The following is an 18,109-nucleotide window of genomic DNA, read 5'->3' on the forward strand; positions in this document are numbered from 1 at the left end:
TCAATTCGGCTTCTTATTCATTACCTCAAGTTTAAGGATGTTCCTATTCCCTGCGTTTCTGCTTGATTCATCTTTCTGTCTGACAACGCCCGTTTTATTATAACAGGATTTGGTATCACAGTTTCAATAAATGTGCATGGTGCGTTCCCCAAAAATCGATCAGTGGAGCAGTAGGAGCCACATTAGGGAACGCACCCTACAAGATCGGCGATCGCACTGTGTTGCTATTATACCATGCTCACACAAAACCTAGAGGAGCCAAAATCCGCCTCATCCTTCTTGGTCATGCTCATTGATTGAAGACTGCTGTGGGCCTGAATTCTCCGAAAGTACTGTGTCATAAAAATCTACCGACTCATCGGTTACTGAAAAATTTTCAGTAGGAGATTTACTATCTTTCTCTAAGCTTAAAGTTTTTGATACGAGTAAGTTAATTATTCCGAGATAAACGCGGTCACTGAATCCAGCCAAGAAGCAAACTATAGCTGTAAATCGAGTAGCATTGTCACTTACACCTAGTTCTTTAGCCGATGGACTCGAACTTTCAGAGCCCAATAGTATCAGACCAGATGTTACAGCAAGGTAAGCAACTGCACTCATCAAAATTCCAATAATGGGCCTTGCAATGAGCCACTGAAATTCTATTGAAAATTTAACACGTCTTTTAACTATATAGAACTTGTATAGAATAGCTGAAAGACTGCCTAATGCTCCCCATATCAAAGCCCAAACTGGTACAGAGATGTATGGAACATATGGAACAGAAACAGCGTTATTATTGGATTCAGCTTGAGTCGAAGCAGATGACATAATTACAGTCAAACCAGCGATATAAACAATAATAACAATAATATTAAAAATCTGCCAAAGCTTTTGACCCTTTTGCTCTCTTTTTTCTCTATCAATTATCTCCTTGAAAGAACCTAATAGATATTGAACTTCATTCAATAATTCAGTCTCGACAGCAGGATTTTGTCGCAAATGTTCGAGATGACTCCCAATATCTCTTCTCCACTTTTGCGCCACCTCATAGCGCTTAGTGGACTCGAAAAAAACTCGTCCGCTAGCTTCAGCAATCTTTCTATAATCCTGATAGAGATTCTCTAGCCTAACCTGTGGATCAAGAAGTTTTTTTCGCTCAAGTTCTTCCCTATTTTTTTCAACCGCTAGTTCTAGTTTTTTAAGACGAGTATTAGAACGCCTCAAAGTTGAACCAAATAAAAAATTATCGATCATGAAACCGATAATTACAAAAATGTATGAAAGTAATACTCCTATAACTATAAAAACTATAAAAACTTCTACTGTCACAGGGTTTTCTTCCTTAGTCGGAAACCCCAAAAAACGCATTAAATCCATCACAATTTCTCTCCCATGAACAGAGAGATAAGAAGAGGCTCCAATTAAACATAAAATAAAGAAAAACGCTAACATAAGAATTAGACGTGGCAGATGTCCTTGTCTAATTGTCCTAAGCTTATTAACGTATTTCCTATAGAGATTAACTGCCTCATAGTCAATGCGATTCTCTAAAATTTCTGGCTCTTCTGGTAGCGTCGTAAAAAAAGGCGAAACATTTTTACTCTCTACCTTACTACTATCAATTTTAGGGAAACTTTCTGTTTCTTCATGTATGTTTTCAGAAGGGCTATCCATGGATCACTAAACTTAAGTTTATTGAGGTCTAACTACATATTATAGGTCAACTTTCCGTATAACACTCTCCAGAGTAACGATATACAGAAACTTTCCGTATAACACTCTCCAGAGTAACGATATGGTTCAACTTTCGGCATATCACTCCATTTAGGCGCAATCACCCGAACTTTTCCCTATATCACGCCCAAAAGCGTGTTAGCCAGATTAGCTTACTGCAAACAATCTCCTTTAAGGAGACTTATCACAGAAGCTTTCCAGAATTATGGCAAAGATTCTCGTATCTGGCTGCACTTGGTCACAAAATTTCACTATTATTTCGGGTGCAGTGATTTGTTATAGTCGATTGTTCACTAAATGGTATCAGCCGCGACGACAATTATCGCAATGACCACAGCGAAAATTATCGGCATTTTCCTGAAAACCAAAGGCATTTAAGAGAAAGTGCCAACGACAGCGACGGGTATAGAGGTAGGGAAATATCTCATTTTTGGGTTTAAAAGTCATCTTGGCGGAATTATGGCGATAAATAAGCCGATAATGAAAAGGATCGAGCCATTCTAGGCGATCGAGACTGTGTAAAAGGGAGAGAATAAGCGCACCATCGGGAAATTCGGCACTAATCGCCTCTACTTTGCCCTCTAGGGGAATTTGGGCTAAAATTTGCCAAGCTTGTCGGTATTGACGCTCCTGTTGGTAGTTAAAGAATTTTTGCTGGTTTTTATCGCTATTATCTAACCATCCCGTCGGTTCACTAATTAAGGTGAGAGCCTGCATTTTGCCGCCATCGCGACCACCGCGGCCGATTTCCTGTAGGTATTCCGATAGTAAAGCTGGGGGTTGGTAGTGGACAACCCAACGCACATCGGGTTTATTGATACCCATGCCAAAAGCTGAGGTACAGACAACAAAAGTTAAATCCCCCCGCAGCCAATTTTGTTCTATTTCCCGACGCTGAAAGGGCGATAAACCGGCATGGTAGGCACTGGTGCGATAATGGAGAGATTGCAACCATGCCGCTAAATTTTCACTATGGCGACGGGAACGAGTATAGATCAGGCCGGATTGTCGAGGTTGACCGGTGAGGAAGTTTAATAGTTGATGACGACGACAACCGGGGCTAATACATATTTTCGTGCTTAAGTCAAGGTTTTGACGGTAAGGATTTATTAAGAAAAGCTGCGGTTTTTCTAGTTGTAAGACGCGGGTGAGAGTCTCACGGGTGGCAGGGTTAGCGGTGGCGGTAAAAGCAGCGATCGCTATTTGGCTGCCGGCCGGTTTCGATTGCAGAAGAGCGGGACGGACGGCCCCAAGACGACGGTAAGCAGGACGAAAATTATCGCCCCACTGGGTTAAACAATGGGCCTCGTCGAGGATGAGAGCGTTAATTTTAACGTGGGGAAGGGTTAATTTTGACCAGAGGGGAGGACTTAAGAGCGTTTCCGGCGAAAGATAGAGAAGTCGCAGGGTTTGACTTGCGATCGCATCTAAAGTTTTCTTTCTCTGTTGTCGGGGGATTTCGTGATGAATCAGGGCAACGGGTAATTTTTTGGCTAATAATTCCTCCACCTGATTTTCCATGAGGGCAACTAAGGGGGAAATCACTAGGGTTAAGCCGGTTTTTAATAAAGCGGGCAATTGAAAACAGATAGATTTACCGAATCCCGTGGGCATGACAATCAGAGCATCTTTTGCCGCTAAAATTGTCTCGATAATCTCCTGTTGGGGAAAGCGAAAGCTATCATAGCCCCAAATTTTTTGAAAAATAGTCTGGATGCTTTCGGTATCGTGGGAAGACATGGGTTAACTGCTGGGGTGTGGGGTGTGGGAAATGGGGAAATGGGGAAATGGGGAAATGGGGAAATGAGGAAATGGGGAAATGGGGAGGTGGGGAAGTGGGGAAATTGAACTAAAACCCTAACACCCTAACACCCCAAAACCCCCCGCAACGCGCACGCAGTGACCACTTTGACTATCCCGGAAGGGGAACAATTTTTCCACTGACTGGAATTTTTTTTGCGCTTCTGTAATAATCTGTTACACTTATAGCGATCAATCTTTGTCTGGGGAATTACTGATGACTGAACCTGTTAGTGCCACCGACCCCGCAGTAGAAACCGCCACCGAAGCGCAACCCAGTTACGTCAAGCTGGCGATGCGGAATATGGTCAAGAAAAAAGGCATCTCTTTAAAACACTTTTTTTTGACTACGGCGGCCCTATTAGCCTTTTTTGTCGGTATTTCCTATCTGACGCGTCCCTAGGGTGAAATCTGGTGAGTGAGACTTTGCCCCTAGTGGTGGATTTATGCCTACAGGACAATTATTTTGATCCCGGAAATAGTCCTGTGGATGGGGAAACTTGGCACTATTGGTTAGAGACATGGTTAAGTTATCTATCGGATTATCTCCCCGTTGCCGCCGGTTATGAACTAAGTTTGCGCTTAACAGACGATCGAGAAATTCGGACCTATAATTCCCAATATCGCCACAAAGATCAACCGACGGATGTTCTCGCTTTTGCCGCCCTCGAAGTGGATTTCCCAGTCGATGAGGGCATTTTAGAGACTGAACCTTTATATTTGGGGGATATTATCATCTCTGTGGAGACAGCACAACAACAGGCTTTAACACAAAATCATTCTTTGGCACGAGAATTGGCCTGGTTAACTGCCCACGCTTGTTTACATCTTTTGGGTTGGGACCATCCCGATGAAACAAGTCTCTTGGAAATGCTATCTTTACAGGAAACTTTGTTAACAACCGTCAAAATTGCCGATACATAGTTAGTTGTTTTTGTCAAGCATTATTGAGGAATATGAAGACAAATTATCATCAAGCCAACCAATCTGCCAGCATACCTAATCCCTATCTCAACAATAATTTTATCCCTCGATCGGGACAGGTGAGTGAGGGCAACAATCCCAGTCAAAGAGAATACGCTTGGCAAGTCGCCTCGAATCTATTAGTCAGTGTTCGCTACGCTTGGGCAGGAGTCTGTTATGCTTTTGTCAGTCAAAGAAATTTTCGCATTCACACCCTGATTACCCTAGTAGCGATTAGTTGGGGCTTATTTTTGCGGGTTAATGCCCTAGAAATGGCGATTGTCACCCTTACCTGCGCCCTGGTGATGGTCTTAGAATTAATTAACACTGCCCTAGAATCAGTGGTAGATCTGACGGTGGGGCAATCCTACCATGATTTAGCCAAAATAGCGAAAGATTGTGCCGCTGGTGCCGTTTTAATCGCCTCGATCGCCGCTTTACTCGTAGCGGCTTTTATTTTTATTCCCCATTTATTAGGGTAAGCGGGAAGCTTTTTTCAGTGATCAGTAAACAGTAAACAGTAATCAGTAATCAGTGAACTGAAAACTCAAATCTGATCACTGATAAGCTGTGCTGATTTTAAAATGCGTAGGGGAAACTTCAGTACAAATGCTCGAACTTCCTCTCCCTGCTGCCAACTCCGGCACTGCGGTGCAGTCTTAACCAGTAATATTAGATAGTCAACAGCTTAACTGATCACTAATCACTGATCACTGATTTGGCATAAGAGGACTCGACAACTTTTAGCCGATAAATTTAACTTTTCTTAACCTAAGCCTAAACTGTCGAGGGGAGAGGGTTTCGCTATATATAAAAAATTGTAATCGTCGATACAGCAAAAAATCTCTTTTGTCCCTCTATAGGTTAGACTATAGTTAGTGATAAGACTTCTTTTGTAGATCTTGCAGGAAATCTCCCATGAGTGCCATAACCTTCTCCACCGCTCCCACCGCTTACTCTATCAGGATGATCAAGGACGAAGTCCGTCAGATGGTAGAACAGGGGGTAGTAAGCAGACACCAACCGATCTACACTCTCTGTCAGTTCATTCCCCCCCGGGAGTGGGTTTGTGTTGAATGTGAACTAGAACGATGTGACTACCTTCTCAGAGATCAAATTGGTGACTTAATCGCCTCGGAATCTTGGGATAATGATTAAATTCTCCCATTTGCCAATGGGCAAAAATTGGACTGATCAGAAATTTAGCAGCCTTGTCCACTTTTTTAACTATTATAATTCAGCCCCGGTTAATTCCGGGGCTGAAACTATGGGGACAGGGGGGTGATAATTGTTAAGAAAAAAAAGTTTTGGCAAGATTTAGCAAAGTTAGTTCACAAGTTACCCATTGCCAAGGGACGCTATCTCTAACATCCCCAAATTTTCTCTAAGTTAAAATCAGTAGTTGGCGCTGTTGTAAAGAACGCACACCAGTTAATCCTAAGGCAACTTGAGCGTCGATTTCTGCCACAGTTAAACGACCATCACAAGCTTGTAGAAAAGCAAATTCTCTCTCCGAGAGATTAACCGGCCGATAATCGTAATCTAGAACACTTGCACTAGGCCAACCGTAAAGACAGGGATGAACTTCGGCCACTGCATTCTCTAGGACTTGATCCCGGGACCAATCGGCAGTCAAAATCGGTGGTTTAGCGAGGAAAAATTCATAGTGGGTGATTTCCGGGTCTAATAATTCCGTCAAGCGATAACGTTCCCTTTCCCCTAAATTTTGCGTCCTAGCCATCAATTCGGGGGATTTACCCAATAAACGGTCTAATTGCCAGTAGGAAGGGTTAGAAAAGCCAATAAAGGCTAATCCTGACGCATCAATCAGTTGAAAGAGGGTATCGATATTGTAGTCCACTTCCCGGGGGTGAACGTACATATCAGCGAAGGATTCATCGCGATGATTTTCCATTGACCAACGCTCTTTTTCCCGTTTCAAAATGCGATTATCTTCCGGTAGAGAGGCAAAAATCTCTCGTCCGACAGCGACCCCATCTTTATAATCCCCGCGTCGGTCTCCCTGCAAAATTGCGATCGCAGATTGCATTAACTGGATTTCCCAGCGTCCCAATTGTGCATAGACGAAAATGTGCAGCAGACCACCGGGGGCCAGTTTTTGCGCGAGCGATTGAATACCTTTAATCGGGTCCGGGAGATGGTGCAGCACCCCGACGCAGTTAATTAAATCAAATTCTCCGGGGAGATTAGTGGCAGATTCTAGAGGTAAATGGTGAAAAGCCAGAGAACCTCGGTGTTTTGCGGCGACTCCCGAACGATTACAGCGTTCTTTGGCAATTTCTAGGGCTTTTTCACTGATATCTATAGCGACTATATTAGCAAAGGGGTTGAGCGCGAGCAGATATTCGGTTCCTGCACCAGTACCACAACCCGCATCGAGAATCCGGATATCCTCTCGTTCGGGTTTACGATGACAACAAAAGTTATAGGCAGCAATCCAATTCCAGCGCCAATTGTAACCCGGAGGAGGTTCGTCTAGGAGCGGTTCGGGGGGGAAAGGATAGGTATTGTAGAGACGTTGTACAGCAGTGCGAATAGTAGCGTCGTCGGACATGAAAATTGGCGGAGTTTAGGATAACACTCGATCGATTGTCTCACAGACAGCAGCGATCGGGAAAGTCAGCCGGGGTTTTTTTGAGTTGGTCGGGAGTAAATATAAAAAATTATCTGGGAGTCATTCTCTAACAATTATCTCAAATATAAGCAACTCTTGGCGATACAAAAATTCATGAAAATTAAGTCTATAAAGCTTATTAATTATCGAGGTGCAGTTAGTTTAAACATCGACTTTCATCGGCAATTAAATGTATTTATAGGAGTTAATGGTGCGGGAAAATCTACCGTTTTAGATAGTTTGGCGATTATGCTTTCATGGTTAGTTAATCGCCTAAAAAATACTAATGCCAGTGGACAACAGATTAGCGAAACCGAGATTAATAATGGTCAGTGGACGGCTATAATTGAAATCACTGGGGTGACGGAAGATAGTCAAGAGATTACTTGGAAAATAGTAAAAACTAGGACTGGATATATCCACGCTGGGGAACGGAGTAATTTTAGCCAATTAAATGAATACACTCAACAAATACAACGACAAATTACTGAACATCAAGGACAAATTAACTTACCTTTATTTGTTTATTATTCTGTTAATCGAGCGGTGCTAGATACACCTTTAAAAATTAAAACAAAACATCAATTTGATTCTCTAAGTGCCTACGAAAATGCTTTAACCAGTGGATCAGATTTTCGCACTTTTTTTGAATGGTTTCGCGAGCGTGAAGATTTAGAAAATGAAAATAGAAAATATCGGGAAGCTGAAATTAAACCAGAAGGTTTTTGTTTTCCCGATCCCCAATTGGAAGCAGTTCGGAAAACTATCGAACGTTTTCTACCAGATTTTACTAATCTTAGCGTCCGTCGTAATCCTTTGAGAATGGAAGTAACAAAAAAGGATAAAATAGTTACTGTTAATCAACTTTCTGATGGAGAAAAATGTCTGATTGCTATGCTGGGAGATTTAGCTCGAAGAATGGCGATTGCTAATCCTCAAAATCCTGATCCCTTAACGGGTAATGGCCTTATTATCATTGACGAAATTGATTTACATTTACATCCTCAATGGCAAAGATTTGTAGTACCTAAATTACTAGAAGTTTTTCCTAACTGTCAATTTTTTATTTCCACCCATTCTCCTAATATTATCACTCATGTTCAACCAGAAAGTTTACACTTCATGGAACAAACAGAAATGGGAATAAAATTTCATCCCGTGCAGGAGTCCTACGGCAAAAATGTTGATCGAATTTTGGAAGATTTGATGGGATTAGAGACAACTCGTCCCCAGGAAATCGCTGAAGCTTTGAAAGATATCTATGAACAAATCTCTCACAATCAATTAGAGGCAGCTAAAAATAAAATCAATGATCTCAGAGCTAAAATTCAAGATGATCCAGAATTAATTAAAGCTGAAGTTATCATTCGACGCAAGGAAATTATCGGAAAATGAAGTATATTAGGAAAAGACAAGAACCACCGGAGTTTAAGAATTGGAAAGAGCAAGCTAACTCAGATTGGCAGCCCGACTTTAGAAATTTAGGGGGAAAACCAAAAGAAATACTAATTAAAGCTTTGATGACAGAACAGGGGGAAATATGTTGTTATTGTGAAAGTCGATTGGTTGATGGTGAATGCCATATAGAACATTTTAAACCTCAAAGTGATCCCACTGTTGATACCTTAGATTATGCCAATTTGCTATGTTCCTGTCAGGCAAATCTTAGGACTGGTGAACCTCGGCACTGTGGTAATCTAAAAAATAGCTGGTTTGATGAAAATCTCTTAATCTCTCCACTTAATCCCGATTGTGAGTCTCACTTTGCTTTTAATTATGATGGTACAATTAAACCCGCACAAGAAGATGATCAAAAAGCAATTAATACTATCGAAAAGCTGGGATTAAACCTCAACAAAATTAAAGAACTTCGTCAGAAAGCCATCGAGCCTTTTTTGGATGAGGAGATAGGTAATGCTCAATTAAAAGTTTTTGTCAATGGATATTTATGCTTAGATGATCAACAAAGATACGGTGTTTTATTGAATAATCTTTGCTTTACAAAAATACAAGAATTATTATAAAAGTTTAGACAAACAAGAAAAAACATAAAGTCTTATGAAGATTATTCAAGAATTATTGCAAAAGTCAACAATTGATGAGATTCTGGCCAGATAATTGGGGTGGAGGGGTGGATCAACCTTATCCGAAGTTGAACAGAGATTGTTGTCGAGAGTCGGAGAGAAAAGCAATGAATATCAAGGATACGTTACACAATGCTGTCCAGTACCTAACAGAGGCTTTTGCTCGCATTTTTAGTCCCAATAAAGATGAATATCCAGATGTGGGGATGCAGCCTTTTGATGCGGAACCCTACCATGCTCCCAAGGGCAATTCTTAACTAAAAATGACAGACAATTGCTTTGAGATAAAAGTTATGGGTAGGGATAATAACCCTACCTGATTTTGTAGAAAAATAATTAATCCGCTGCTTGCCAATCGGGACAACTATCACTATCCCAACCGTAGGGATGGAAACCGCAGACGAGAAGATTGCCTCCGTAGATATAACCGTGATAATTACGGCAACCGATACAAGCAGGATGGGTGTTAGGATCGGGGTTAACCTTGGGAGTGAGGATAAAATCCGAGGGTTCATCTAATTCCGAAAATAGGGATTCATCGGAGTTAAAAAATTCTTCTAATTCCTGGGGTAAAACCTCTTGAATGAACTGTTCCAGATCGATGATAATTTCCTCATTAATTTCTTCGATAGTTTGGGTCACTTCTTGGAAAAAAGTTTCAATTCCCACCGCCACAGTTTCGATCACTTCCCAAAAATCCTTCTGCCAATCGTCCATGTTTATACTTGCATCCCTTGTCTGGTAATAATTAATTATTTGTCCCTAAAATTAGGTTTAATCCTGTTGTAGTTTCCGCAATTCCTCCTGAAGACGTTCCACCTTTTGCCGCAATTCATCTACTTTTGGATCGGCTGCTTTGGTGTCCTCCTCATCTTCAATAATTTCTATCCGTCGGGGTTCATGGGGAATATTAGATTCATTACCTTCTACCGTTTGCTGTTGTGCCTGTTTCACCAACTCATCGACGTATTTGCGCGCTTCTTCCGCGTTTATTTCGCCGCGAGAAATCATTTCATCGGCTAATTTTTGGGCTTGATTTCTTAATTCTTGTAAATTTACTTCAGCTTTTTCGGCGGCATAGGTAGCAATGCCTACGCCCAAATAAACTGCTTTTTTGACTAAATCACCTAAGTTGGCCATAGCAAAAATCCTGAATCGATCGCTCTTATTTCCTAGAATAAACGATCCTTCCCGCAAATGGAGATGGGTTTTGGGAGTCAGTGAACAGTGAACAGTAATCAGTGAACGCTTGCACCTCTATCCAAGAGAGCCGTCAGTGAACTTAAAACTGATGAGGTAAAGTTTTGTAAATAGATGCGGTGGTGGCGACAGCAAAATTGATAGCTATAAAGATTAAATTTTAGTCAAATTGCTGGTTTTTCGCCCTCAAAACGACTATAGAGCCTTATTAGGTCATTTTTGACCTAAATAGTTTGATTAAGCTCAAAATAACTAAATATTGCGGATAGCTGCCGGCAGCCAGCAGCCGGCTGAATTGATTTGTGTTCATCCTCAGCAAAGATTTAAACTAAAGAATCGAGACAAGATTCCCGATTTAATCACAAAAAACTATGTTTCCTATTCATCGCCCCCGTCGTCTGCGTCAAACCCCTCAAATGCGCCGTCTGGTGAGTGAAACCGTCTTGACAGCCAATGACTTTATCTATCCCCTTTTCGCCACGACGGGGGAAGGTATTGCCCAGGAAGTGAAATCGATGCCGGGGGTGTACCAATTATCAATCGATAAAATTGTTGACGAAGCCAAGGAAGTGCGGGATTTAGGAATCCCAGCGATTATTTTATTCGGGCTGCCGGAAAGTAAAGACACAGAGGCGACGGGAGCATGGCACGATCATGGTATTGTGCAAAAAGCGGCCACAGCGATTAAAGAGGCAGTTCCCGATCTACTCATTGTCGCTGATACTTGTTTGTGTGAATATACTAACCATGGTCATTGTGGTTATCTGCAAACGGGAGATTTAACCGGCAGGGTGTTAAACGATCCTACTCTGGGATTATTGCAAAAAACCGCCGTTTCCCAGGTAAAAGCGGGAGTGGATATCATTGCACCGTCGGGAATGATGGATGGTTTCGTGCAGGCAATTCGTCAGGGATTGGATGAGGCGGGTTATAGTGATACACCGATTCTTTCCTATACGGCTAAATATGCCTCTGCCTATTATGGGCCGTTTCGGGATGCCGCCGATTCTACCCCCCAATTCGGCGATCGCAGAACCTACCAAATGGATCCGGGTAATGCCAGGGAAGCCTTAAAAGAGGTGGAATTAGATGTATTAGAGGGAGCAGATATGTTAATGGTTAAACCTGCTCTATCTTACCTGGATATTATCTGGAGAATCAAGGAAATGACTAATTTACCCGTGGCTGCCTACAATGTGTCGGGGGAATATTCAATGATTAAAGCGGCGGCGTTAAATGGCTGGATTGACGAAAAACGAGTGACTTTAGAGACTTTAACCAGCTTTAAACGGGCGGGTGCCGATATTATCTTAACCTACCACGCTAAGGATGCCGTGCGCTGGTTAGCAGAGGGTTAAACTTGTTGATTGAACCCACCATGCCGATCAGGATAAGGGGGTGGTGAGGTTGCTACTATTAATTCTAGGGATTACCTGAAAAAAATACTTTCCAACCGGCTGTAGCGGTCGGCTTCGCTGCGCCGTAGGCGATCGCACTTGCCCAAAGAATAATTAATGTCCAAACCTGATTTTTTTGGGTTCCTTCCACTGATTTTAGGCGATTATCGATGCCCTCAACCTTTTCGGTTAACTTTGCCTGTCCTACCTCTAGCTTATTTAACCGTTCGTCGATTTTGTCAAATTTTTGGTTAAAATCTTTTTGGAAATTGTCAATTTTCCCCTCAATCCTAGTCAAAACAGCTTCTAGGGAATAGGTAACGGTTTCGTTAGACATGGTGATCAACTCCCATTAGATCATATTTTCTCGGTCTGCTATCGGGGACTATCTTAAAACTAAACCAGTTCACCGCTTTCTTGTAAAGAGTGGAGACGTTGATAGATTCCCTGCTGATTTAATAATTGGTCATGGCTACCGATCTCGACAATACGACCATTATCCAAGACGACAATTTGATCAGCTTCTCGAACAGTACTAAGACGGTGGGCGATAATAATCGTGGTGCGAGTGCCTAGTATTGATTTCATGGCTAGTTGAATGGCTCTTTCTGACTCATAATCTAAGCTAGAAGTGGCCTCATCAAAAACTAACACATCTGGATCAACAATTAACGCCCTAGCAATTCCTAAACGCTGTCTTTGTCCCCCCGAAAGACGCACGCCCCTTTCCCCTACAATAGTGGAATAACCATTAGATAATTCCTGAATAAATTCATCAACACGGGCAATTTTACAGGCTTCTTCTACCTTCTCAAAGCTAATATTAGGATTACCGTAGGTGAGATTTTCTAACACCGTACCATTAAACACATCTACTTCTTGATGGACAATCGCTAACCGTCGCCGATACCAAGTCACATCTAAGCGACTAATATCCTCGCCATCCATCAGAATTTGCCCTTGATTCGGTTCAAAATAGCGGAAAAGTAACTTAACTAAAGTGGATTTTCCTGAACCAGATTTTCCCACTAATGCCACGGTTTGATAGGGTTCAATCAGAATATTAATATCCTTGACAATCATTCTTTCTGGACTATAGCCAAAGCTAAGATTACTTAATTCTAGTTTACCCATAAAACGATAGGGATTATGTTGGGCATGATCGGCTAAAAGACTACCAGCATCAGTGCCACTGGGCAAGTTCATAAATTGGTTTAGACGTGCCATAGAAGCATAGCGACGGGCGAAAGTTTCTGCCATTTGGGATAGGGGATCTAATTCCGCATAGGCCATACTAGCGAGGGTATAGGTGGTGATAAAATGCCCGATCGAGATTTTCTCTTGAACGGTGGCTAGGAGAGTAAAAAAAAATACTCCAAATAAACTAGCTTGGACGAGAGTTTTTTCCCAAGTTATTAAGTCCACATAACCCTTATGAATGCGATGGATAACGTAGTTAAATTCTCTCTCTAAACGCTGTTTTTGACGATATAATTCCTGTCCTTCTGTGGCAAAAGCTTTGACAGTTTTGATATTAGTAATAATCTCAGAATTGCGACTTTGGGTATTTTCGATGTGCTGATCCAGAATCCTTTCTTTTTGCATTAAATCTTTTAAATCTCTCACAACAAAAGCTACAATTAATACAAAAGAAATAAGAAAAGCAAGGGCGATCTGCCATTGAATTACCCAAATAACAATAAAAATACCGAAAACTCTAAACAGTTTTGGGATCATCATTCCCGCCACTTCGGGATAAGTCCAAGTATGATTTTCTATCCCTTTGGCAATCCGGTTAGCGATGCGTCCGGGATTATTTTCATCGTAAAAAGATAGGGGTAAGGTGAGAATTTTGGCAATAATTTTTCTGAGATGATCTCGTCTCGCTCTTAAAGATATTTCCCAGTGAAACCAGACACCCACCCAAGGCTGAATTGGTGCTTTAATTACCGTAGTTAGGAAAATTAAGCCTAATAATACTGCCAAACTAACCCACTTTTCTGAGGCAAAGGGAGTTAAAATCATGGTGCGATCAACTAAAGATTGCACGAATCCATCTAAAGGCTGATCAGAAAGAACATTAAGAATCTGTCCGACAGCATAGGGAACCATCAGATCGATAATTTCAAAGACACTCGCTGCACCAATACTCAAAAAGGCGGCTTTTTGATAATTGCGGTAGTAACTGAGAATATCCCTTAAGGAAGCCATAACATCAAGTAAATTGCCAATTTTTAACTTCTATCTGGTAACTGCTAACTGAAGAGACTGACGGCACTTTTATGATTGTTTTTCTGGAGTTACCATTATACTACAATACTACAAAAATCGGCCGATCTAGAAATTTCTAGGACAAAAGCCTTGTCATAGTCTTGTATTCTCAATCACAGTCCGTACTACATTTTCACCCAGCCATTAGTCAGCAGACGATGCCAGATCAGTTTATATTTCATTCTTGGCAGAAGCACCACATATCAATTTATCTGAAATTTTGGCGAATATTATCACAAAAATTAATAAATTTCTGAAAGGTTTTTAAGTGTTCAGTTGGATCGATACGCTTTTTTAATTGATTAAGATAGTATTGTTTTTGAGTTTCTCCGGGGGATTTTTTAGAATAAGACAAATTTTTAGCTTCAAAAATAGACTTTAGATAAGCAAAACGAAAATCGGCATGATTTCTGCAATTAAATCTACCCATTAGTTCGGGATCATTTTCGTAAACATCATAGTGTTGAACATAATCAGCTAAAAGTACCTCTAAAGGTTGTTTAGAATTAAATATTTTGCGATTTCCCAGTAGCCATGTTTCAATACATCGATTTTGAATGATGATCACGATTTCGAGTGATGCAGGAACAGTAATATGTTTGGTGATAAAGTCATTAACATATTGTTCTCTTTCTTCGACAATATCCTCATCAGCATCGAGACAGATGACTAGATAGTTATATTTGGATACTTCTTGAATTTTATCGATAGCGTTAGGAATTCCCTCATTAAGTATGACGGGGTAGCCATTACCACTAATCAGAAAGTAATTATTGTGATTGACTTGATCGTAAAAATCAACTCGCTTAAATTCGGGAATAAGATGAGTTAACCAGGCAGTATAAAGCTTTTTTTCGGTACTTCTTCCTTCAACTAAAAAGTAAATATTCATCGATTAACTAACTCCTTGAGGAAATTCTTCTAAGACATTGATAAGATCAATAAAAGCTTTTTGTCGAGTTTTAGAAATATGAAAATCAGCTGCATTGTGTACCTGAATTACTCCTCCTTTACGAGTGACTATTTTCCAATAGGCAGCACTGATATTATTAATTATATAAGGATGATGACTGGTAATAATAAACTGTAAATCTCGATAATTAACTAATAAATCTTCTGTTAAAGTGTCCAAACAGTTAACCCCCAAACTATTTTCAAATTCATCGATTAATATAACGCTGCCATCAGGAGATAATTCGATCGTTGCTAAGAACATCAGGCTTTTTATCATTCCAGAGGAGATATTTGGTTCTAAAATCCAGACATGAGAGTTCTTTTCTTTTATTTGTATGTAAGGTGGGTTTTTAAGTAAACCACTTCGAGTTAATGAAAAAGGTTTTAAAGATTCTATTTTTAAATCTTCAACTTGAGGGAAAATATCTAAAAACTTTCTCTTTATTATCTCGAACGTATCGGGATATTTTTGATAATTGATCAGTAGCTTGTCGGAAATATCAAGTTGACTCGATTGTAATTCAGAGAGAGAGTTATATTCGTTATATTCGTAGTTTCTAAGGAATTTATCAAATGTTGAATATGAGATATTAAACTTAAGTGGATTGAAAATCATTTTGTTAAATTCCTGTCGAACAGGGAAAACATCTTCTTCTTGATTGAAAAGCTCTATACAGCTTAAATAAGATGGTAGTTTTGGTGTCTTTGAATGTTTAAACTCAATTACCTCTTGGTTTCTTGCGATCAAAACCTCTTGATCTTTTAAAAGAGTTTCCCTAATTATACTAACCTTATTTTCGCCGTCATTACTATTGACTTCATCTTCTTCAATCTTGATGGGAGAACGGGCTTTTTTAACCTCAAATTCACCCAACCAATGATAACGAATATGATCGGTTGTTAAAAATTCTACATCCCATTTCACCCCATTTATAGACTCACCGTTAGCGATTCTTTTTAAATTACTAATAGCCTTTAAAATCGAGGTTTTTCCTGCACCTGAGATACCAACTAATAAATTCAAATCTGAAAAAAAGTCGCAAGAATCTATACTTAATCCAGAGGCTAAATCTTGATAGGATAATCTCAAAAGCTTCATAATAATTAGCCACTGCCAAAACTAAAAAGGGTGAGTTAATTCTCACCCCTAGACTTTACTGAGGATCGAGTTTTAGGACTGCCATAAATGCCTCCTGGGGGACATCAACAGTTCCGATCGCTTTCATCCGTTTTTTCCCTTTTGCTTGCTTGTCTAACAGCTTTTTCTTGCGGCTAATATCGCCACCATAACACTTAGCTAAGACATCCTTTCTTAAAGCAGGAATATGTTCACTAGCGATGATTTTAGAACCAATAGCTGCTTGAATGGGAACCTTAAATTGATGCCGGGGAATCAATTCTTTTAACTTCTCAGTTAAAGCGCGACCAACATAATAAGCTTTATCCCGGTGAACGATCATCGCTAAAGCATCAACGGGATCACCATTGACCATAATATCTAATTTAACTAGCTCATTTTCCCGATAGCCAATTAATTGATATTCCATACTAGCGTAACCGCGCGATCGAGATTTTAATTGATCAAAAAAGTCTGTCACCACTTCTGCTAAAGGTAACTCATAAATCAAAGCGGTGCGAGTTTTAGTAAAATAACGCATATCCTTGAAAACTCCCCGACGACTTTGACATAATTCCATCAAAGCGCCTACATAGGTTTCCGGAGTAATCATTTCCACTTGGATATAAGGTTCCTCAATTTTTTCCCGTTTTTGTGGGGAAGGTAACAAACTAGGATTATCCACTTCGACAATTTCCCCATCGGTGGTAGTGACCTGATAAACTACCGAGGGAGCAGTGGTAATTAAATCTAAGTTATATTCCCTTTCTAGTCTTTCCTGCACGATTTCCATGTGTAGCAGTCCCAAGAAACCGCAACGGAAACCAAAACCCATGGCGCTAGAAGTTTCTGGTTCGTAGGATAGAGCTGCATCGTTTAATTTTAACTTTTCCAGCGCATCTTTGAGATCGGCGTACTGATCGGCATCGGTGGGGAATAATCCGCAGAAAACCATCGGTTTTGCTTCCGTATAACCGGGTAAAGGCTCTTTTGCCGGTTTAGCGGTTAGAGTAATCGTATCACCCACCCGGGCATCAGCGACAGTTTTAATTGCGGCTGCCAGATAACCCACTTCTCCCGCGTGAAGTTCATCTACTTGTACCTGTTGCGGTGATAAAATTCCCAATTCATCAATAATAAATTCTTTACCAGAAGCCATAAAACGAATTTTATCGCCCTTTTTCACCCGACCATCCATGACGCGGAAATAGACAATTACCCCTCGATAAGCGTCGTAATAACTATCAAAAATTAAAGCTCGGAAGGGTTCTGCGAGGGTATCTTGGGGAGGGGGAACTAATTGGACGATCGACTCTAGAATATCATTAATACCGATCCCGGCCTTAGCCGAGGCACGAATCGCCTCACTACAGTCTAAACCCACCACTTCCTCGATTTCCGCCGCCACTCGTTCCGGTTCGGCACTGGGTAGGTCGATTTTATTTAAAACTGGGATAATTTCGAGGTTATTTTCCAGTGCTAGGTAAACATTGGCTAAAGTTTGCGCTTCCACGCCTTGGGACGCATCTACAACTAATAAAGCTCCCTCGCACGCCGCTAGAGACCGAGAAACCTCGTAGGAAAAATCCACATGGCCCGGGGTGTCAATCAGATTGAGAACGTATTTTTGACCATCCTTAGCGGTATAATCCATGCGTGCCGCTTGTAACTTGATGGTGATACCCCGTTCCCGTTCCAAGTCCATATTATCGAGAAATTGTTCTTTCATCTCCCGTTGGGCTACGGTTCCCGTAATTTGCAGGAGGCGATCAGCGAGAGTTGATTTACCATGATCGATATGAGCGATGATGGAAAAATTGCGAATGCGAGAAACGGGAACATCAGTCATCGTGGTTCACTGCTGGCAAAAGTCAGGGGTTTTTGACACTCTCCGCCCTAAAAGTGCGGAGATTCTTGGGCTGAATCCTGCCTCTACTAGCAAAGCTAATTTTGGTCTTACAGCTTCATGTCT

18 protein-coding genes are annotated in these 18,109 nt (G+C 40.9%); 8 read left to right on the plus strand and 10 right to left on the minus strand.

Annotation, left to right across the window (positions count from 1 at the left end; all coding sequences use genetic code 11):
- Positions 1 to 270 precede the first annotated feature (270 nt).
- Entirely contained in the window at positions 271 to 1,656 is a 1,386-nt protein-coding gene (locus tag BGL89_RS13980) for a hypothetical protein (protein WP_286826212.1), read from the minus strand.
- 363 nt (positions 1,657 to 2,019) lie between these two features.
- On the minus strand, positions 2,020 to 3,456 hold the full coding sequence (locus BGL89_RS13985) for a RecQ family ATP-dependent DNA helicase (RefSeq protein WP_286826213.1): 1,437 nt from the start codon (positions 3,454 to 3,456) through the stop codon (positions 2,020 to 2,022).
- 277 nt (positions 3,457 to 3,733) lie between these two features.
- Between BGL89_RS13985 and BGL89_RS13990 the strand changes: the two genes are divergently transcribed.
- The 4 genes from BGL89_RS13990 to BGL89_RS14005 all read left to right on the plus strand — a co-directional run bounded on the left by BGL89_RS13990 (position 3,734) and on the right by BGL89_RS14005 (position 5,637).
- A complete protein-coding gene (locus BGL89_RS13990; RefSeq protein WP_043999662.1) occupies positions 3,734 to 3,919 on the plus strand; it encodes a DUF3285 domain-containing protein in 186 nt (61 codons plus the stop codon).
- Positions 3,920 to 3,930: 11 nt separating this feature from the next.
- A complete protein-coding gene (ybeY, locus tag BGL89_RS13995; RefSeq protein ID WP_286826214.1) occupies positions 3,931 to 4,440 on the plus strand; it encodes an rRNA maturation RNase YbeY in 510 nt (169 codons plus the stop codon).
- 32 nt (positions 4,441 to 4,472) lie between these two features.
- Positions 4,473 to 4,961, plus strand: a complete 489-nt coding sequence (locus tag BGL89_RS14000) for a diacylglycerol kinase family protein (protein WP_286826215.1) — start codon at positions 4,473 to 4,475, stop codon at positions 4,959 to 4,961.
- 436 nt (positions 4,962 to 5,397) lie between these two features.
- Positions 5,398 to 5,637, plus strand: coding sequence for a DUF4327 family protein (locus BGL89_RS14005; RefSeq protein WP_002738935.1), 240 nt, complete (start codon positions 5,398 to 5,400; stop codon positions 5,635 to 5,637).
- Positions 5,638 to 5,863: 226 nt separating this feature from the next.
- Here BGL89_RS14005 and BGL89_RS14010 read toward each other — a convergent pair whose 3' ends face one another.
- Positions 5,864 to 7,054: a class I SAM-dependent methyltransferase gene (locus tag BGL89_RS14010; protein ID WP_286826216.1), complete on the minus strand. Its 1,191-nt coding sequence runs from the start codon at positions 7,052 to 7,054 to the stop codon at positions 5,864 to 5,866.
- 174 nt (positions 7,055 to 7,228) lie between these two features.
- Here BGL89_RS14010 and BGL89_RS14015 point away from each other — a divergent pair, with 174 nt between their 5' ends.
- From BGL89_RS14015 to BGL89_RS14025, 3 genes are all read left to right on the plus strand, one after another.
- Positions 7,229 to 8,509, plus strand: a complete 1,281-nt coding sequence (locus tag BGL89_RS14015; RefSeq protein WP_286826217.1) for an AAA family ATPase — start codon at positions 7,229 to 7,231, stop codon at positions 8,507 to 8,509.
- Positions 8,506 to 9,138: a retron system putative HNH endonuclease gene (locus tag BGL89_RS14020; RefSeq protein WP_286826218.1), complete on the plus strand. Its 633-nt coding sequence runs from the start codon at positions 8,506 to 8,508 to the stop codon at positions 9,136 to 9,138. The genes BGL89_RS14015 and BGL89_RS14020 overlap by 4 nt, the downstream gene beginning before the upstream one ends.
- Before the next feature lie 167 nt (positions 9,139 to 9,305).
- Positions 9,306 to 9,455, plus strand: coding sequence for an isochorismate synthase (locus tag BGL89_RS14025; protein WP_286826219.1), 150 nt, complete (start codon positions 9,306 to 9,308; stop codon positions 9,453 to 9,455).
- A gap of 79 nt (positions 9,456 to 9,534) precedes the next feature.
- Here the strand turns inward: BGL89_RS14025 and BGL89_RS14030 are convergent, their stop codons facing one another.
- Together BGL89_RS14030 and BGL89_RS14035 are read right to left on the minus strand one after the other, a co-directional pair.
- The gene (locus BGL89_RS14030) at positions 9,535 to 9,915 is read right to left on the minus strand and encodes a hypothetical protein (protein ID WP_286826220.1); all 381 of its coding nucleotides are present in this window, start codon (positions 9,913 to 9,915) and stop codon (positions 9,535 to 9,537) included.
- A 57-nt stretch (positions 9,916 to 9,972) separates the two neighbouring features.
- Positions 9,973 to 10,338, minus strand: coding sequence for a phasin family protein (locus BGL89_RS14035; RefSeq protein WP_286826221.1), 366 nt, complete (start codon positions 10,336 to 10,338; stop codon positions 9,973 to 9,975).
- Between the two features lie 431 nt (positions 10,339 to 10,769).
- Here BGL89_RS14035 and hemB point away from each other — a divergent pair, with 431 nt between their 5' ends.
- Complete coding sequence (gene hemB / locus BGL89_RS14040) at positions 10,770 to 11,756, plus strand: porphobilinogen synthase (RefSeq protein ID WP_286826222.1); 987 nt, start codon at positions 10,770 to 10,772, stop codon at positions 11,754 to 11,756.
- 64 nt (positions 11,757 to 11,820) lie between these two features.
- Here hemB and BGL89_RS14045 read toward each other — a convergent pair whose 3' ends face one another.
- The 5 genes from BGL89_RS14045 to lepA all read right to left on the minus strand — a co-directional run bounded on the left by BGL89_RS14045 (position 11,821) and on the right by lepA (position 17,986).
- Positions 11,821 to 12,132, minus strand: coding sequence for a DUF4164 domain-containing protein (locus BGL89_RS14045; protein ID WP_286826223.1), 312 nt, complete (start codon positions 12,130 to 12,132; stop codon positions 11,821 to 11,823).
- A 59-nt stretch (positions 12,133 to 12,191) separates the two neighbouring features.
- The gene (locus BGL89_RS14050; protein ID WP_286826224.1) at positions 12,192 to 14,006 is read right to left on the minus strand and encodes an ABC transporter ATP-binding protein; all 1,815 of its coding nucleotides are present in this window, start codon (positions 14,004 to 14,006) and stop codon (positions 12,192 to 12,194) included.
- Positions 14,007 to 14,274: 268 nt separating this feature from the next.
- Entirely contained in the window at positions 14,275 to 14,958 is a 684-nt protein-coding gene (locus BGL89_RS14055) for a hypothetical protein (protein WP_286826225.1), read from the minus strand.
- Between the two features lie 3 nt (positions 14,959 to 14,961).
- Positions 14,962 to 16,119: an AAA family ATPase gene (locus BGL89_RS14060; protein WP_286826226.1), complete on the minus strand. Its 1,158-nt coding sequence runs from the start codon at positions 16,117 to 16,119 to the stop codon at positions 14,962 to 14,964.
- Between the two features lie 55 nt (positions 16,120 to 16,174).
- Positions 16,175 to 17,986, minus strand: a complete 1,812-nt coding sequence (gene lepA, locus BGL89_RS14065; protein ID WP_286826227.1) for a translation elongation factor 4 — start codon at positions 17,984 to 17,986, stop codon at positions 16,175 to 16,177.
- Between the last annotated feature and the right edge of the window lie 123 nt (positions 17,987 to 18,109).

Origin of the sequence: Microcystis sp. LSC13-02 (genome assembly GCA_002282935.1) — a bacterium.
Taxonomy (GTDB): Bacteria; Cyanobacteriota; Cyanobacteriia; order Cyanobacteriales; family Microcystaceae; genus Microcystis.

What these genes read in the sequence shown, in the direction of transcription:
- BGL89_RS14050 (WP_286826224.1), bottom strand. Translation starts at nt 14,006, where the DNA reads ATGGCTTCCTTAAGGGATATTCTCAGTTACTACCGCAATTATCAAAAA.
- BGL89_RS13990 (WP_043999662.1), top strand. Translation starts at nt 3,734, where the DNA reads ATGACTGAACCTGTTAGTGCCACCGACCCCGCAGTAGAAACCGCCACC.
- BGL89_RS14030 (WP_286826220.1), bottom strand. Translation starts at nt 9,915, where the DNA reads ATGGACGATTGGCAGAAGGATTTTTGGGAAGTGATCGAAACTGTGGCG.
- BGL89_RS14020 (WP_286826218.1), top strand. Translation starts at nt 8,506, where the DNA reads ATGAAGTATATTAGGAAAAGACAAGAACCACCGGAGTTTAAGAATTGG.
- BGL89_RS14005 (WP_002738935.1), top strand. Translation starts at nt 5,398, where the DNA reads ATGAGTGCCATAACCTTCTCCACCGCTCCCACCGCTTACTCTATCAGG.
- BGL89_RS14000 (WP_286826215.1), top strand. Translation starts at nt 4,473, where the DNA reads ATGAAGACAAATTATCATCAAGCCAACCAATCTGCCAGCATACCTAAT.
- BGL89_RS13980 (WP_286826212.1), bottom strand. Translation starts at nt 1,656, where the DNA reads ATGGATAGCCCTTCTGAAAACATACATGAAGAAACAGAAAGTTTCCCT.
- BGL89_RS14010 (WP_286826216.1), bottom strand. Translation starts at nt 7,054, where the DNA reads ATGTCCGACGACGCTACTATTCGCACTGCTGTACAACGTCTCTACAAT.
- BGL89_RS14055 (WP_286826225.1), bottom strand. Translation starts at nt 14,958, where the DNA reads ATGAATATTTACTTTTTAGTTGAAGGAAGAAGTACCGAAAAAAAGCTT.
- BGL89_RS14015 (WP_286826217.1), top strand. Translation starts at nt 7,229, where the DNA reads ATGAAAATTAAGTCTATAAAGCTTATTAATTATCGAGGTGCAGTTAGT.
- BGL89_RS13985 (WP_286826213.1), bottom strand. Translation starts at nt 3,456, where the DNA reads ATGTCTTCCCACGATACCGAAAGCATCCAGACTATTTTTCAAAAAATT.
- BGL89_RS14035 (WP_286826221.1), bottom strand. Translation starts at nt 10,338, where the DNA reads ATGGCCAACTTAGGTGATTTAGTCAAAAAAGCAGTTTATTTGGGCGTA.
- BGL89_RS14060 (WP_286826226.1), bottom strand. Translation starts at nt 16,119, where the DNA reads ATGAAGCTTTTGAGATTATCCTATCAAGATTTAGCCTCTGGATTAAGT.
- lepA (WP_286826227.1), bottom strand. Translation starts at nt 17,986, where the DNA reads ATGACTGATGTTCCCGTTTCTCGCATTCGCAATTTTTCCATCATCGCT.
- BGL89_RS14045 (WP_286826223.1), bottom strand. Translation starts at nt 12,132, where the DNA reads ATGTCTAACGAAACCGTTACCTATTCCCTAGAAGCTGTTTTGACTAGG.
- BGL89_RS14025 (WP_286826219.1), top strand. Translation starts at nt 9,306, where the DNA reads ATGAATATCAAGGATACGTTACACAATGCTGTCCAGTACCTAACAGAG.
- hemB (WP_286826222.1), top strand. Translation starts at nt 10,770, where the DNA reads ATGTTTCCTATTCATCGCCCCCGTCGTCTGCGTCAAACCCCTCAAATG.